Origin of the sequence: Streptomyces sp. NPDC001137, from assembly GCF_040298885.1 — a bacterium.
In the GTDB taxonomy this organism is placed as follows: domain Bacteria; phylum Actinomycetota; class Actinomycetes; order Streptomycetales; family Streptomycetaceae; genus Streptomyces.
Genome location: NZ_JBEPBA010000023.1, coordinates 121,971 through 137,879, shown reverse-complemented (window position 1 = coordinate 137,879; position 15,909 = coordinate 121,971). Strand labels below are relative to the sequence as shown.

The following is a 15,909-nucleotide window of genomic DNA, read 5'->3' as shown; positions in this document are numbered from 1 at the left end:
GAGAACACCCCGCCCGAGCGGCGACGCTGCTGCCATGACCAGCATCGACGTCCAGAACCTCACCAAGGAGTACGGCAGCCTGCGCGCCGTGGACGACCTGACCTTCAGCGTCCGCCCCGGCCGTGTCACCGGCTTCCTCGGTCCCAACGGCGCCGGAAAGTCCACCACCATGAGGCTCGTCCTCGGCCTCGACCGGCCCACCTCCGGCTCCGCCACGATCGGTGCCCGCCCCTACGCCGCGCTGCACGATCCGCTGCGCCACGTCGGCGCCCTGCTCGACGCCCGGGCCGCGCACGGCTCCCGTACCGGCCGCGACCACCTGCGCATCCTGGCGGCGAGCAACCGCATCCCGCAGCGCCGGGTCGACGAGGTGCTCGCGGAGACCGGGCTCGCATCGGTGGCGCGACGCCGCGTGAAGACGTACTCCCTCGGCATGCGCCAGCGCCTGGGCATCGCCGCCGCGCTGCTGGGCGAGCCCCAGGTGGTCATGCTCGACGAACCCTCCAACGGCCTCGACCCCGAAGGCATCATCTGGATCCGCGCGTTGCTGCGCCGGCTCGCGGGGGAGGGCCGTACGGTCCTGGTCTCCAGCCATCTCATGAACGAGACCGCGTCCTTCGCCGACCACCTCGTCGTCCTGGGACGCGGACGGCTGCTGGCCGACACCCCGATGCGGGAGTTCATCGACGCACGCGTGCAGCCCCGTGTGCGGATCCGGACGACGGACCCCACGGCACTCAAGAGCGCGCTCGCCCGGCACGGCCACGACGCCGTCGAGCACGAGGACGGGCGCTGGATCGTGGACCACGCACGCGGGGACGACATCGGTCGCCTCGCCTCTGCCGCCGGTGTGCCGCTGCTCGAACTGGCGGCGGAAGAGGGCACGTTGGAGCAGGCCTATCTGGACCTGACCGGCGCAGAAACCGAGTTCACCGCACCGCACCAGGAGGCCTGACCATGGAATTCACGCCCTTGCTCCACTCGGAGTGGCTCAAGATCCGTACGCTGCGCTCGCTCGTCGGCAGCCTGGCCGCCGTCCTGCTCGCCACCGCCGCGTTCTCGGCGCTCGCCGGAAGCGACACCGAAGGAGCGGACTTCGATCCGCTGTTCTCCGCGTTCTTCGGCGTCAGTTTCGGGCAGATCGCGGCGATCGCCTTCGGTACGACCGCCGTGTCGTCCGAGTTCCGGGGCGGCGCCCTGCGCGTCACGTTGGCCGCGGTGCCGCGGCGCGGCCGGTGGTTCGTCGCCAAGGCGGGGGCGATCGCCGCGCCCGTGCTCGGGGTCGGTCTGGCGACGGGAGGAGTGAGCCTCGCTGTCGGCAAGGCGGTGCTCGGGACGAAGGCGGACGGGCTGACCTGGGGCGAGGAACTGCGTGGAGTCGTCGGCTGCGCCTTCTATCTGACGCTGATGGCGCTGCTCGCGGCAGGCCTGACAGCCGTGCTGCGCAGCGGTGTCGCCACGCTGAGCATCCTGATCCCGTTCCTGCTCATTGTGTCCTTCGTCATCGGGGACATGTCCGGTTCCGTGGCGGACGTCCTGCCGGACCGGGCGGGGCAGGTGGTGTTCCACGGGAGGTGGGACGGCGCCCTGGGGCCCTGGACCGGGCTCGCGGTGACGGGGCTGTGGACGGCGGTCGCGCTGCTCGCGGGGGCGTGGAGCGTACGGCGGCGCGATGCCTGACGACTGAAGGCGGTTGACGCGCCGCCAATTGTCAGTGGCGGCCGCGATACTGGATCACATGGACATGGACAAGCACCTCGCCACGATCGATGCGCTGTGCACCGCGGATCTCTCCGCGGAGTACAGCGGGTCGGATCTGTTCCTGGCGGGATCCGGTTACCGCATCGTGCGGTTAGTGGACGGGGACGACGTGCATGTGCTCGGAGAGTGGATCTCCCAGGTGCTGAACGCCCGTTGGGGCGAGCAGCACGACCCATGGGGCATGCCCACGCTCCGCGTGCGCATCGACCGGGGCGAGGACATACCGGAACCCTGGCTGGCGACGAGCATCCTCACGCAGCAGCTGAACCTGTGGCAGCCGCCCGGCACCGAACGCTGGATCGCCCTCGGTATCGCCGACCGGGGTGAAACCGACGAGGCCCCCCTGCTCGCCGTGGCCTCGGACATAGACCCCGTCTGATCTTCAGGAGCCCGCCGCCGCCCTCAGGCGCGCGAACTCCTCCGCCATCGTCTCCACCGTCCAGTGCGCGTTCAGTCCGCTCGGATTCGGCAGCACCCACACCCGCGTCCGGCCGAACGTCCGCTCCTGCGGCCCCACCTGGGCCCTGCGGTCGTCGAATGCCGCCCGGTAAGCGGTGACTCCGACCACCGCCAGCCAGCGCGGCCGCAGCCGTGCCACCTTCAGCGCCAGCAGCCGCCCGCCCTCGCGGTACTCCTGCGGACCGAGCTCGTCGGCCCGCGCCGTCGCCCTGGCCACGACGTTCGTGATGCCCAGCCCGTACGACAGCAACTCGCTCTGCTCCGACGGCTTCAGGAGCCTGGGCGTGAAGCCCGACCGGTGCAGCACCGGCCAGAAGCGGTTTCCGGGGCGGGCGAAGTGATGTCCCGTGGCCGCCGTCATGAGGCCGGGATTGATGCCGCAGAAGAGTACAGAAAGGCCGTCCGCGACCACGTCCGGGACGAGGCGGTCGCGGGCGGCCTCCAGTTCCGCCGGGGTGAAGCGGGTCAGAGGATCGCCCCCGGCGTGTAGCCCGCGGCCTCCGGGTGCTGCTTGACGATCTCCTCGATGCGGCCGACGACGACGCCGACCTGGTCGGCGGCGGCGCCCGTGAAGGACAGCTTGTCCGCCATCAGCGCGTCCAGCTGTCCGCGGTCGAGCGGGATGCGCTCGTCGGCGGCCAGCTTGTCGAGGAGCTCGTTGCGCTCCGCGCCCTGCTCGCGCATCGCGAGGGCGGAGGCGACGGCGTTCTCCTTGATGGCCTCGTGCGCCACCTCACGGCCCACTCCCGCGCGCACCGCACCCATCAGCACCTTGGTCGTGGCCAGGAAGGGAAGGTAGCGGTCCAGCTCACGGGCCACGACCGCCGGGAAGGCGCCGAACTCGTCCAGCACGGTCAGGAACGTCTCCAGCAGACCGTCCAGCGCGAAGAACGCGTCCGGCAGCGCGACCCGGCGCACCACCGAGCAGGACACGTCGCCCTCGTTCCACTGGTCGCCCGCCAGCTCGCCGGTCATCGACGCGTAGCCGCGCAGGATGACCATCAGGCCGTTGACGCGCTCGCAGGAGCGGGTGTTCATCTTGTGCGGCATCGCCGAGGAGCCGACCTGGCCCGGCTTGAAGCCCTCGGTCACCAGTTCGTGCCCGGCCATCAGACGGATCGTCTTCGCGAGCGAGGAGGGGGCCGCCGCCAGCTGCACCAGCGCGGTGACGACCTCGTAGTCGAGGGAGCGCGGATAGACCTGGCCGACCGAGGTGAACGCCTGCGAGAAGCCGAGGTGCTGGGCGATCCGGTTCTCCAGGTCGGCCAGCTTGCCCGCGTCACCGCCGAGCAGGTCGAGCATGTCCTGCGCCGTGCCGACCGGGCCCTTGATGCCACGCAGCGGGTAGCGGCCAAGGAGCTCCTCGACCCGGCCGTACGCGACGAGCAGCTCGTCGGCGGCGGTCGCGAAGCGCTTGCCGAGGGTGGTGGCCTGCGCCGCCACATTGTGGGAGCGGCCGGCCATGACCAGCTCGCCGTACTCGCCCGCCAGCTTGCCCAGGCGGGCCAGGACCGCCACCGTGCGGTCGCGCATCAGCTCCAGCGAGAGCCGGATCTGCAGCTGCTCGACGTTCTCGGTGAGGTCGCGGGAGGTCATGCCCTTGTGCACGTGCTCGTGCCCCGCGAGGTCGTTGAACTCCTCGATCCGTGCCTTCACGTCGTGCCGCGTGACCTTCTCGCGCTCGGCGACGGAGGCCAGGTCGACGGTGTCGAGGACCCGCTCGTAGTCGGCGATCGCCGCGTCCGGCACCTCGATGCCGAGGTCCTTCTGGGCCTTGAGTACGGCGAGCCAGAGCTGCCGCTCCAGCTTCACCTTCTGCTCGGGCGACCAGAGCGTGGCGAGTTCGGCGGAGGCGTAGCGTCCGGCGAGGACGTTCGGGATGCGGGGCTTGGCGGGAGCAGAAGTCACGTGTACGGATTCTACTGGCGAATCGTGCAGGCCAGCGCCACGGGTGCGTTCGGTGGAACCTACGAATGTGCTCGCCCCCGCCGCCCCTACCCGTCCCGACACCGGGGGCTGCCGCCCCCGGACCCCCGCTTTCGGCCTGAACGGCCTCGTCCTCAAGCGCCGGACGGGCTGAAAGGAGCCTCCCGGCTTCTTACGTCACGGGGCCCTCGTACGGCAGGAGCTCCGGGCGCTTGGCCGGGCGGCCGTCGCCCGAGGAGCGGCCCGTCAGGCGGCGGCCGATCCACGGGAGCAGGTGCTGACGGGCGAAGCGGACGTCCGCCACCCGTCGCGCGGCCCACCCCGGAGGAGGGGTCGCCGCCATCGGCGTGTGCCAGTCGGCGTCCTCGGGGTCGTAGCCCAGTGTCTGCCAGACGGCCTCGGCGACCCTGCGGTGCCCCTCCGCCGTCAGGTGCAGCCGGTCGACGTCCCACATGCGGGGGTCGGCCAGCGACGGGGCCCCGTACAGGTCGACGACCACCGCGTCGTGCCGTGCGGCGAGCTCGTCGACGGTGGCGAACAGTTCCTCCATGCGCGGCCGGAAGCGGTCCAGGACCGGCCCCTGGCGGCCCGGGCTGCGCATCAGCACGAGCTGCTTGCAGGCGGGGGCCAGCCGCTCCACGGCCTCGGTGAGCAGGCCCCGCACCCGCCCCATGTCGCACTTGGGCCGCAGGGTGTCGTTGAGGCCGCCCACCAGCGTGATCACGTCGGGCTGCATGGCGGCCGCCACGTCGACCTGCTCCTCGACGATCTGCCCGATCAGCTTGCCGCGCACCGCGAGGTTGGCGTACCGGAACCCGGGGTTGACCGCGGCCATCCGCCCGGCGAGGAGATCGGCCCAGCCCCGGTAGGAGCCGTCCGGCAGCAGGTCCGACATGCCCTCGGTGAAGGAGTCGCCGACCGCGACCAGGCTGGTGTGTATGGGGTTCTTCTGCATGGCGGAGGAGATGGTATCCCGGTTCCATACCCGTCGGTCGGTCGGCCCCCGCTCGTTCGAACGGACGGCTCAGGCCCGCTGCCCGAACAGCTCCTGCAGCACGTCCTCCATGGTCACGAGGCCGGCCAGCCGGCCGTCGCTGCCGAGTACTGCCGCCAGGTGCGTGCGGCTGCCCCGCATCGCCGTGAGCACGTCGTCCAGTGGTGTGCCTTCCCGCACGCGTGCGATGGGCCGCATGTCCCGCACCCGGAACGGCACATCCCGGGGAGAGGCGTCCAGCGCGTCCTTGACGTGCAGATAGCCGACGATACGACGGCCCTCGTCGACCACGGGGAAGCGGGAGAAGCCCGACTGGGCCGACAGCCGCTCCAGTTCCTCCGGAGTGACGCCCACGCGCGCGTAGACGACGCTTTCCAGCGGGAGCACCACGTCGCGCACCGGACGGCGGCCGAGCTCCAGCGCGTCGTGCAGCCGCTCCAGCGCGCGGTCGTCGATCAGCCCCGCCTCGCCCGAGTCCCGCACGATCCGGGCCAGCTCGGCGTCCGAGAAGGTGGCCGCGACCTCGTCCTTGGTCTCCACCCGCAACAGCTTCAGCAGGGCGTTGGCGAAGGCGTTGATCGCGAAGATCACCGGGCGCAGCGCCCGCGCCAGGGCGACCAGTGGCGGCCCGAGCAGCAGCGCGCTGCGCACCGGCTCCGCGAGCGCGATGTTCTTCGGCACCATCTCGCCGAGCAGCATGTGCAGATACGTCGCCAGGGTCAGCGCGATGACGAAGGACACCGCGTGCCCCGCGGACTCGGGCACGCCGACGGCGTGGAAGACCGGCTCCAGCAGATGCGCGATGGCCGGCTCCGCGACCACACCGAGGACCAGCGTGCACAGCGTGATGCCGAGCTGCGCGGCCGCCAACAGCGCGGACACGTGCTCCAGGCCCCACAGCACGCTCCTGGCCCGCCGGTCGCCCTCCGCGTCCCCCTCCACATACTGCTCGATCTGCGAACGCCGTACGGAGATCAGCGCGAACTCGGCGCCGACGAAGAAGGCGTTGACGACGAGGGTCGCAAGGCCGATCAGCAGCTGTACGGCGGTCACTTCGCGGCCTCCTGGTTCGTCGTACCGTCCGCCCCGTCCTCGAAGGGTGCGTGCATCAGCACGCGAGCGGCCCTGCGCCCCGAGGCGTCCACCACGTCGAGCCGCCATCCGCCGACCTCGACGAAGTCGCCCACGGCCGGGATGCGGCCGAGTTCCGTGGCGACGAGGCCGGCCAGCGTCTCGTACGGCCCCTCCGGCGCCCTGAGGCCGACGCGCACGAGCTGGTCCACCCGGGCCGAGCCGTCCGCCGAGTACAGCGTGCGGCCCGCGTCGTCGCTGCCCGCGGGGGCCAGGTCGGGCGTCTCGTGCGGGTCGTGCTCGTCCCGCACCTCGCCGACGACCTCCTCGACGATGTCCTCCAGGGTGGCCACGCCCGCGGTGCCGCCGTACTCGTCGATGACGACGGCCATGGTGCGCTTGCCGGACAGCCGGTCCAGCAGCCGGTCGACGGTGAGGGTCTCGGGGACGAGGAGCGGCTCACGCATCAGTTCGGAGACGCGGGTGTGGGTGCGGCGGTGGGCAGGTATCGCCAGGGCGTCCTTGATGTGGGCGGTGCCCACGACCGAGTCGAGGCTGCCGCGGTAGACGGGAAAGCGGGACAGTCCGGTCGCCCGGGTCGCGTTCGCCACGTCCTCGCAGGTGGCCTGGACCTCGAGGGCGATGACCTGGACGCGGGGCGTCATCACGTTCTCCGCGGTCAGGTCGGCGAGGTTCAGGGTCCGTACGAACAGCTCCGCGGTGTCCGCCTCCAGGGCGCCCTCCTTGGCGGAGTGCCGGGCGAGAGCGGCCAGCTCCTTGGGGCCGCGCGCCGAGGCCAGTTCCTCGGTGGGCTCCAGGCCGAAGCGGCGCACCGCGTGGTTGGCCGTGTTGTTGAGGTGGCTGATGAAGGGGCGGAAGGCCGCACTGAACAGGCGCTGCGCGTTGCCGACCCGCTTGGCCACGGCCAGCGGCGAGGAGATCGCCCAGTTCTTGGGCACCAGCTCCCCGACGACCATCAGGAAGACGGTGGACAGGGCCGTACCCAGCACCAGGGCGAGCGAGCTCGCCGCCGAGGGCGAGATGCCGAGGGCCTCCAGCGGGCCCGCGATCAGCTTGGCGATCGACGGTTCGGCGAGCATGCCGACGACCAGGTTGGTGACGGTGATGCCGAGCTGGGCGCCGGAGAGCTGGAAGGTCAGGCTCCGGACGGCCTTGAGGGCGCCCGCCGCCCCCCGCTCGCCGCGCTCCACGGCCCGTTCGAGCTCGGCCCGCTCGACCGTGGTCAGCGAGAACTCGGCCGCGACGAAGGCGCCGCAGGCGAGCGACAGCAGGATCGCCACCAGCAGGAGGAGCACTTCGGTCATCGGGTCACCTCCGTCCCATCGTCGGACAGGGGCGGGAGGAACGCGCGATGTCGTGTACTGCGCGCACTACTGGGAGGCTCGCCCATGGGCGGACGCTCACACCTTTCATCGGAGGGCCAGAACGGATCCGGACACGGTCACTCCAATGGTAAAGGATCGGCAAAGGTGGTCAGGGTGCGAGGTGCTTCACCCAGCGCCGCCAGTGCTCTTCGGGCGCGTACCCGGCCGACCGCCAGGCATGCTGTCCGATCTCGTTGCGCACCAGCACCATCGCGTCCCCACGGCGCCCTCCGAGCCGTACGAAGCGTTCCTCGGCCGCGGCCAGCAGCGCCGAGCCGATGCCCTGGCGGCGGCGGTCCGGGCGTACCGCCAGCCGGTACAGATGGCAGCGCCAGCCGTCGAAGCCCGCGATCACCGTGCCCACCAGCTGCCCGTCCTGCTCGGCCAGCAGTAGCGCCTCCGGGTCGCGCGCCACCAGCCGCTCGACCCCGTCCCGGTCGTCACTGATGCTCGTGCCCTCGGCGGCCGTCTTCCAGAAGGCCAGGACGTCGTCGAGGTCGTCCGGGGTCGCGGTACGGATGCGAAGATCACTCATGAGGCGAGCCAAGCAGATGGTTCGCCTCTCTGGCGATCGGTTTCTGTGGCCGGGAGTCGGCATTCCGACGCGCTGGTCCTTCGGATTGCCGGCTCGGTCGATGTCGGCCGTGGATCAGGAGGAGCGGGTCAGCCGTGACGGTGCGCCCGCCGTCTGGCTGCCCTCGTCGCCCAGGGACAGGGTGTTCGCGCCCGTTTTCGTCAGGGTGTAGATGTTGCCCCGCACGCACAGCACGGCGTTGGACGGGTCCGTGGGAGTGCTCGTGGCCGCCTCGAAGACCATCGACGACGTGTGCGTCTCCCGCAGGCGCAGGGTCTCGGTGCAGCCGATGTCCTGGCCGCTGTCGGCGTCGGTCACGTGGCTGACCTGTCGGCCGACGATGTCGCCCCGGGACGCCGCGTGCAGGGTGACGGTCACGGACACCTTGCTCGTGCGGGCGTTCACGACACCGTCGCCGGAGGCACTGCCGGGTCCTGTTCCCTTCCAGGTGCCCACCCAGGAGGCGGGCAGGGCGTCCGTGGCGGTCGCGCCGGACGAGGACGGAGCGGGGGAGGTCGGTGCGGAGGTGTGCCCGCCGCCCGTCCCGTCGTCGGTGCCGTGCGGCCAGGACAGGGCGGCGACGACGGCTGCGGTCGCCGCCACGCCCGCGGCCACGGCGGCCGTGCGCAGCCGTGCGGCACGCCGACCGCGCGCGGGGGCGGCCCCGACCGGGGCGAGGCCACGAGCGGTTCCGGCCGCAGAGGCCGGGGGGTGCGTGGGGGCGGCGGGTGGCCCGTAGGCGGCGGGTGACGGGGAACCGATGCCCTCACCGGGCGGTCCGAACCCGGCCGGTGGCGCGGGATGCGGGGGCGGCGGCACCGGGCGCCGCAGCACCGCCTGGGCCGCGGTTTCCCTCGCGGCGATGTCCGCGGACAGATCCGGCGGCAGGGCCGCTGTCCAGCCGCCGGGACAGGCGCCGACGCGGTCCAACAGCTCGTCCGCGGTCGGGCGGGCCTGCGGCGACTTGTGAAGGCAGGCGGCGAGCAGTGGCGCGAGCGTCTCCGGCACGCCGTGCAGCGTCGGCTCCTCGTGCACGATCCGGTACAGCAGCTGCGCCGCCGAGGGGTTTTCGCCCGGGTGCAGGAAGGGGCCGATGCCGGTGGCGGCGTACACCAGCGTCGCCCCCAGCGAGAAGACGTCGCCGGGCTCGGCCGATATCCCGCCGGTCGCCTGCTCCGGCGCCATGTATCCCGGCGACCCGATGACGCCGCCCGTGCCTGTGTGGCGGGTGTCATCGGCGGCACGGGCGATGCCGAAGTCGATGAGCAGGGGATGACGGCGGGCCAGGAGCACGTTGGACGGCTTCACGTCACGGTGGGCGAGGCCGGCCCGGTGCACGGCCCGCAGCCCTTCGGCGAGTTCCGCGGCCAGGGCCCGCACGGTGCCTTCGGGCAAGGGCCCCCTTCGCCCGACCCAGTCGGCGAGGGAGGGGGCGGCGACGTACTCCGTGGCCAGCCACTGCGGACGCTGCCCGGCGGGGCTGTAGTCGACGACCGACACTGTCCAGGCGGAACGCACTTGGTCGCTGCTGGCGATCTCGCGGGCGAACCGCTCCTCGAAGCCGGGGTCCAGGCCGAACTCGGGCCGCAGCGTCTTCAACGCCAGCAGCCGCCCGGAAGCCGTACGGGAAAGGAAGACCTGTCCCATGCCGCCGGCGCCGAGCAGCGCCAGCAGCGGGTAGCCGCCGACGGCCGACGGATCCCCGGGATCCAGGGGCCTCATGTTGTCTCCGGGCGGTACTCGGGCCGCAGCAGGGCGGGACATCTTGGGCGGAGAGCACACGAACCCGCCCCGTATCGCCGTGAGTTTAAGCCACGCGTGACACGTTCACATCAGTTCCGATGCGACGGGCGGAGCGGGCCCGACCGGTCGGTCAGCGCAGTACGGCCGCCAGCAGGTCGGCGCCCAGCGTCGCCAGATCGGGCAGGCTGAGGGTGTACCGGACGTAACGGCCGTGCCGCCGAGTCGTGAGCAGACGAGTGCGGCGGTCACATACGTCTCGTCGTCGATCCGGTCCACGTCGTCCAGCTCCTCGGCGAGGGTCTGCCGGGGCCGGGCGGGGATCAGGAGGTCGGCCTGTGAGGAACGCCAGAGGAACTTCGCCTCCCTGAGCCGCTCGGCCAGCTCCGGCCGCAGCCCGGCCCGGACGCCCCCGGCCCGGCCGGTGAACTGCGGATGGTGACCCGGTTCGGCCGAGAAGGACCAAGGACCGCGGCCCGGTGTCCGGGCATGTCGCGCGGGCTGACGATCACGTGCTGTCGGGTCCTGTTGCGGCGTCGGCACCGAACCGCCGGCCTCATGGACCGCGACAAATCCCGGGCGCTGTCGCGGCGTTGCCGACCCGGGCAGCCGACCCGTAACTTCGCCCGGAGGGAACACGGGCGTACCAGGTGTTCCGATGGCGTGCCGAACGAGGAGGGTGTGCCCGTGATGTCCGACGGCGGAGCCGGGGTGCTGGACCTGCGATTCGAGTCGGAGCAGCCGGCCGGTGTCCTCGCAGGGCACGCCGTGATTGTCGTGCGGCCCCCGGCCGACCTCGCCCCCGCGTCCGAGACCGCTCTGCGGCTGCGGCTGCGGCTGTTCCGCGCTCGTATCACCTCACTGCGTCGCCGGTTGCCACCTTCGTCGGCTCTGCCGCCCGGTGGCCTGTGGGAGGACATGACCCCACACGTGCGTGCGGAGTCGTCACACGTCCTCCATCTGCCGCTCGAAGCCGGGTCAGCTGCCGACGACGCGTTGGAGTATCACCTCTGGTGGGACATGGATCCGTCGGAACGGGATGCCGGGGCCGAGGGGGAGGTGCGGGCTCTGTTCGACGTTCGCCTCCTGGCCCGCCGCCGCGACGCCGACGACACGGTCCTGGCCGCCGGACACATCACAGCGGCCTGGGAGGCACCCCATCCCGTCAGGGACCTCCTGCAACTGGCCCACCTCGCTGCGCACGGCCATCTGCCCCGGCCGCTGGCCGACGCCATCGCGGACCTGGTCCGCGCCAACGGGGATCTGGTGCCCTGGTGCCGGTGCTGCGCGCTGTGCCGGGAGTTGGAGGTGCTGAGGTACGCCGATCGCGTGCGCGGTCTGGCCGAGCACCACGACGCAACGGACGTCGCCCTCCTCCTGGCCCGATGGGATCCGGGCACGGACCATCCCGACCGGTTGCGCTACCGCCCTTGCCGCTGCCAACGTCTTCGAATGGGGGCACAGCCGAACGCAGCGGAGCAGCGGCGGGTCGAGACGGGCGAGGCGTGGTGGGAGGAGAGCCAGGACCCGACAGCCCGAGAGCGTGTCGAGGCCCGATTGCGGGAGCAGGTCGAGGTCGCCCGGTTGCGGCACCTCGCGCACCGGCACCGGACTCTCGGTGGCAGCTGACACGGGCGCCCGGAAACCGGCCGCCGCGGGGCTGCGCGGCTCACAGGGCGTGAACGGAACAGTCGCCGGCCGGCAGGGCCACCATACGGCTGGTCTGAGCGACGTCGACGCGTACGCCTGCCGTTGACCTGTCGAAGTAGACGTACGCGGCGTATCCCTCGCCCTGAGAAGTTCCGGTGCGGTAGAACTCGATTTCTTCGACCGGCTCGACGGCGACGAATGACGCGAGAAGCCCTTCCAGGAGGCAATGGGGGCACTCTTCCGCCACACGGAACCGGCGCCGCGCCGACCGGCCGTTCAGGTTCGTGGTGACCAACAGGTCGCCACCGGTGTCGAGTTCCAGGCACATCCAGTGCAGCCGAGGTTCGTGGGACAGACGGTGCAGCTCCTGCTCCACCCCGGTTCTGTCGGACTCCTCGGGCGGTGTCAGCGCCCAGATTCTCTCCACCAGCCGGTCCACCCGCTCGGGGCTGTTCAGGAAGCGCAGTATCAGCAGCATCGCGACCAGGTCGACGAGATACCACGCCATGCGCCAGCCGTGCATGTCGTCGTTGGCGTAAAGCAGCACGCCGACCAGGGCGTACAACGCCGACACCAGGATGCGCCAGCGGCGTTGCCGGGCCACGCCGTAGTAGGTGGCCAAGGGCACCACGGCCAGACCCAGCAGCTCCAGCTCTCTCATCCCCACCCCTCCCCGCGCGCGGCACGCGCGAACCCGGGCTGATGATATGGGCCGTTGGCGGCGGGTGGCTGCACGTCCGGCATGGACGTTTTCAGGTCAGCGCCCGCCCGGCTCCGCCACGGTTTGGTCCGGGACCTGGATCACGTCGTAGCCGAGGTCCTCGGCGCGGCGGCACCTGGCCTGCCGCTCCTCGGCGGGCGCGGGGTCGAGCAGGCTGACACCGAAACGGAACGGACGCGGCATGAACTCTCCTCGCCTGCAAGGGACTTGAGCCTCTGCCGCGATTCCCTCACTCGTGTGCGATGGCCGCCAGCACATTCATGCGGGAGGCACGCAACGCGGGCAGTAGAGCCGCCACGATGCCCACCACCGCGGAGCCGATCACCACCGCGACGATCGTGGTCCACGGGATCGCCAGCGCCTTCATGCCCTGCAGCGCCAGCACCTGCTGGGTGCAGACACCCCACACCAGACCGAGCGCGAGCCCGAGGACCGCCCCGAACACCGCGATCACCACGGACTCCAGCCGGATCATCCGGCGCAGCTGCCGCCGGGCGAGCCCGATGGCCCGCAGCAGCCCGATCTCCCGGGTCCGCTCCACCACCGACAGGGCGAGGGTGTTGACCACGCCGAGCACCGCGATGATGATCGCCAGCCCCAGCAGCGCGTACACGAGGTAGAGCAGCACGGCGATCTGGTCGTGCACCAGCTTCTTGTAGTCGGCCTGGTCACGGGCCTGGACCTGCGGATACGGCTTGAGCGTGTGCTCCAGGTTCCTGCGCAGCTGGTCGGCGCTCGTGCCGGAGGCCTTGTTGACGTACAGCGCGGAGTCCTGCCCGCCGGGCACGTACTTCTCGACCGTCGCGATCCCGAAGAACAGCCCGCCCTGCATGCCGAAGCCCTCGGCCTGGTCCTGGTCGGTGAGGGCGCCGACCTTCAGCTCGGTCTTCCTCCCGGCCGGGAACTCGACGGGGATGGTGCTGCCGATCCTGACGTCGTGCTTCTTCGCGAACTTGACGTCCATGCCGATGCTGCCGCCCGCCAGCGCCGCCGCCGTGTTCCCGGCCGCATAGGTCACGTGCGCGACGTCGTCCACTCCGTCGTCGTAGCCCGCGGCGGTGGTCTCGATGCGCTTGCCGTCCGGGAGACGTACGGCCACCGGCGCGAACCGCTGCCGTACGACGAGGCCGACGCCCGGCGTGGCGCGCACCTTGTCGGTGACCTCCTGGTTGAAGGGCACGAAGTTGGTGTTCTGGACGATGAAGTCGGCGCCCAGCGTCTTGTCGATCTGCTGGTCGAAGGACCTCGACATGGAGGCGCTGGCCACGGACATGCCGCCGACCAGGGCGAGGCCCACCATGAGGGCGGCGGCGGTGGCGCCGGTACGGCGGGGGTTGCGCAGGGCGTTGCGCTGGCTCATGCGGCCGATCGAGCCGAAGAGGGCCGGGAAGGCCCCGCCCAGGACCCGGATGACCGGGCGGACCAGCAGCGGGCCCGCGATCACCGTCGCGATCAGGGTCAGGACGACGCCGAGCCCCAGCAGCGAGGCCGACGAGGCCGTCTTCGTCGCCGTGGCGCAGCCGACCAGCGCCGCCGCGCCCAGCGCTCCCACGACCGAGCCGACGATCGCCCGCGTCCTGAGCGGCTTGCCGATCCCGGCGATCTCGGCGTCCGCGAGCGCGGCCATCGGGGAGACGGCCGCCGCACGCCGGGCCGGCAGGTACGCGGCCACGAACGTGACGCCGACCCCGACGACGTACGCCGCCACAGGGGTGCCCCACCCGACGACCATCTCCGTGGTCTTCAGGTTCATTCCGAACACGCTCATCAGCTTGATCAGCCCGGCCGCGAGCCCGATGCCCGCCGCCAGGCCCAGAGTCGAGCCGACCAGGCCGAGCAGGAGCGCCTCGGTGAGCACGGAGCGCCGCACCTGCCGCCGGTCGGCGCCCAGGGCCCGGAGCAGGCCCAGCTCCCGGGTGCGCTGGGCGATGAGCATGGAGAAGGTGTTGACGATCAGGAAGATGCCGACCAGGACGGCGATCCCGGCGAAGCCGAGCATCACGTACTTGATGACGTCGAGGAAGCCACCGAGGTCCGAGGCGGCCGACTTGGCCTGCTCGTCGGCGGTCTTCACGTCGTAGGCGGCGGTGTCGACCACGGCCGCGACGCGCTTCTTGAGCTCGGCGTCGCTCACGCCCTTCGCCGCGTCGGCCTGGATGCTGGTGGCCTTGTCCGCAGACCCGAGCAGCTGGGCTGCCGCCGTCTTCGGGTCGAGGAAGACGAGAGCCGCGCCCGGGTTGGTCGTGGTGAAGGTCGCGATACCCACGACCCTGACCTTGAAGGTGCCCGGCTGGGCGAGCACGGTCAGGGTGTCGCCGATCTTCACGTGCTTCTTGTCGGCGGTGTCGGCGTCCAGGAGCGCCTCGCCACCGCCCCGCGGGGCGTGACCCGAGGTCAGCCTCACGGGGCTGCGACGGGTGAGGTACCAGTCGGAGGCGATGGTGGGCGCCCCGGTGGTCGGGCCGACCGACTTGTTCCTGCTGTCGACGACCGTGATGTTCTGCACGCTGACGTCCGCGTGCGTCGAGGCGACCCCCTCGACCTTCGCCACCCGCGCCGCGAGCGAGGCGGGCACGGTCTCGACCGCACCGGTCGGCACCTGGGACTTGAGGTCCTGCTTCGGCTCCACGGTGACATCGGCGGAGGTGGAGTGGAAGAGCCGGTCGAAGGTGCGGGTGACCGTGTCGGAGAAGATCAGACTGCCCGCGACGAAGGCCACGGACAGGATGATCGCCAGCGCGGAGAGCAGCAGCCGCCCCTTGTGGGCGAGGAAGCTGCGGAGCGTCGCCTTGAGCACGGTGTCAGTCCTCCTCGGCGGGAGCAGTGCTCTCGTCGAACTGGCTGCGGATCACGTCGAAACGCTTCATCCGCTCCAGGACGGCCTCCGCCGTCGGGTGCTCCATCTCGTCGACGATCCGTCCGTCCCCGAGGAAGAGCACCAGGTCGGAGTGGGCGGCGGCGCCCGGGTCGTGGGTGACCATGACGACGGTCTGGCCGAGACTGTCGACCGCCTCGCGCAGGAAGGCGAGCACCTCAAGGCCGGCCCGTGAGTCGAGGTTGCCGGTCGGCTCGTCCGCGAAGATCAGCTCAGGCCGGGAGGCCAGCGCCCGGGCGCACGCCACCCGCTGCTGCTGCCCGCCGGACAGCTGCGAGGGCCGGTGCCCCAGCCGGTCCCGCAGGCCGAGGGTGTCGATGACCTGGTCCAGCCACTTCTCGTCGGGCTTCTTGCCCGCGATGTCCATGGGCAGGGTGATGTTCTCGGCCGCGTTCAGTGTCGGGATGAGGTTGAAGGACTGGAACATGAACCCGATCCGGTCCCGGCGCAGCCGGGTCAGCTCGCGCTCCTTCAGCCCCGTGATCTCGGTGTCCCCGAGCCACACCTGGCCGGCGGACACCGAATCGAGCCCCGCCAGACAGTGCATCAGCGTGGACTTCCCGGAGCCCGAAGGCCCCATCACGGCGGTGAAGCGGCCGCGCGCGATGTCCACGTCCACCGAGTCCAGGGCGAGCACGGTCGTCTCGCCCGAGCCGTACGCCTTGGTCAGACCGCGGGCGCGGGCCGCGATCCCGTCGGCCGACGCATGGCCGGGGGCATGCTCCGCAGCTGCTGTGGACAACGCTGCCTCCT

At 71.5% G+C, this 15,909-nt stretch carries 14 protein-coding genes and 2 pseudogenes; 4 read left to right on the top strand and 12 right to left on the bottom strand.

Translation table 11 applies throughout. From position 1 onward, the window contains the following. The first annotated feature begins 34 nt into the window (after nt 1-34). Genes ABT254_RS35355 through ABT254_RS35345 form a run of 3 tightly spaced genes read left to right on the top strand, consistent with a single transcriptional unit; the run spans nt 35 to nt 2,140 of the window. Nucleotides 35-955: an ABC transporter ATP-binding protein gene (locus ABT254_RS35355; RefSeq protein ID WP_351479494.1), complete on the top strand. Its 921-nt coding sequence runs from the start codon at nt 35-37 to the stop codon at nt 953-955. Nucleotides 956-957: 2 nt separating this feature from the next. Beyond that, a complete protein-coding gene (locus ABT254_RS35350) occupies nt 958-1,680 on the top strand; it encodes an ABC-2 transporter permease (protein ID WP_351479491.1) in 723 nt (240 codons plus the stop codon). 58 nt (nt 1,681-1,738) lie between these two features. Then, complete coding sequence (locus tag ABT254_RS35345; protein WP_351479488.1) at nt 1,739-2,140, top strand: hypothetical protein; 402 nt, start codon at nt 1,739-1,741, stop codon at nt 2,138-2,140. Nucleotides 2,141-2,143: 3 nt separating this feature from the next. Here the strand turns inward: ABT254_RS35345 and mug are convergent, their stop codons facing one another. The 8 genes and pseudogenes from mug to ABT254_RS35305 all read right to left on the bottom strand — a co-directional run. Further along, a complete protein-coding gene (mug, locus tag ABT254_RS35340; protein WP_351479620.1) occupies nt 2,144-2,689 on the bottom strand; it encodes a G/U mismatch-specific DNA glycosylase in 546 nt (181 codons plus the stop codon). Then, entirely contained in the window at nt 2,686-4,128 is a 1,443-nt protein-coding gene (gene purB, locus ABT254_RS35335; RefSeq protein WP_351479486.1) for an adenylosuccinate lyase, read from the bottom strand. The genes mug and purB overlap by 4 nt, the downstream gene beginning before the upstream one ends. Nucleotides 4,129-4,318: 190 nt before the next feature. Beyond that, nucleotides 4,319-5,101: an SGNH/GDSL hydrolase family protein gene (locus ABT254_RS35330; protein WP_351479483.1), complete on the bottom strand. Its 783-nt coding sequence runs from the start codon at nt 5,099-5,101 to the stop codon at nt 4,319-4,321. A 69-nt stretch (nt 5,102-5,170) separates the two neighbouring features. Then, complete coding sequence (locus ABT254_RS35325; protein ID WP_351479480.1) at nt 5,171-6,193, bottom strand: hemolysin family protein; 1,023 nt, start codon at nt 6,191-6,193, stop codon at nt 5,171-5,173. Beyond that, a complete protein-coding gene (locus ABT254_RS35320; RefSeq protein WP_351479477.1) occupies nt 6,190-7,536 on the bottom strand; it encodes a hemolysin family protein in 1,347 nt (448 codons plus the stop codon). The genes ABT254_RS35325 and ABT254_RS35320 overlap by 4 nt, the downstream gene beginning before the upstream one ends. Before the next feature lie 169 nt (nt 7,537-7,705). Beyond that, nucleotides 7,706-8,131, bottom strand: a complete 426-nt coding sequence (locus ABT254_RS35315) for a GNAT family N-acetyltransferase (RefSeq protein ID WP_351479474.1) — start codon at nt 8,129-8,131, stop codon at nt 7,706-7,708. A 114-nt stretch (nt 8,132-8,245) separates the two neighbouring features. After that, nucleotides 8,246-9,892: a serine/threonine-protein kinase gene (locus ABT254_RS35310; RefSeq protein ID WP_351479471.1), complete on the bottom strand. Its 1,647-nt coding sequence runs from the start codon at nt 9,890-9,892 to the stop codon at nt 8,246-8,248. A 207-nt stretch (nt 9,893-10,099) separates the two neighbouring features. Beyond that, nucleotides 10,100-10,363 (bottom strand): annotated as a pseudogene (locus ABT254_RS35305) (DUF5937 family protein); the annotation flags it as partial. 210 nt (nt 10,364-10,573) lie between these two features. Between ABT254_RS35305 and ABT254_RS35300 the strand changes: the two are divergent. Continuing rightward, nucleotides 10,574-11,539, top strand: a complete 966-nt coding sequence (locus ABT254_RS35300; RefSeq protein WP_351479469.1) for a hypothetical protein — start codon at nt 10,574-10,576, stop codon at nt 11,537-11,539. A gap of 40 nt (nt 11,540-11,579) precedes the next feature. On the opposite strand, the gene ABT254_RS35295 is transcribed toward ABT254_RS35300, so the two are convergent. The 4 genes and pseudogenes from ABT254_RS35295 to ABT254_RS35280 form a co-directional block, all read right to left on the bottom strand. Further along, complete coding sequence (locus ABT254_RS35295; RefSeq protein WP_351479466.1) at nt 11,580-12,221, bottom strand: hypothetical protein; 642 nt, start codon at nt 12,219-12,221, stop codon at nt 11,580-11,582. A 126-nt stretch (nt 12,222-12,347) separates the two neighbouring features. Continuing rightward, nucleotides 12,348-12,464: pseudogene (locus tag ABT254_RS35290) on the bottom strand (LLM class F420-dependent oxidoreductase); the annotation flags it as partial. A gap of 46 nt (nt 12,465-12,510) precedes the next feature. Next, nucleotides 12,511-15,078, bottom strand: coding sequence for an ABC transporter permease (locus ABT254_RS35285; RefSeq protein WP_351479463.1), 2,568 nt, complete (start codon nt 15,076-15,078; stop codon nt 12,511-12,513). A 4-nt stretch (nt 15,079-15,082) separates the two neighbouring features. Beyond that, the gene (locus ABT254_RS35280) at nt 15,083-15,898 is read right to left on the bottom strand and encodes an ABC transporter ATP-binding protein (RefSeq protein WP_351479461.1); all 816 of its coding nucleotides are present in this window, start codon (nt 15,896-15,898) and stop codon (nt 15,083-15,085) included. Nucleotides 15,899-15,909 lie beyond the last annotated feature (11 nt).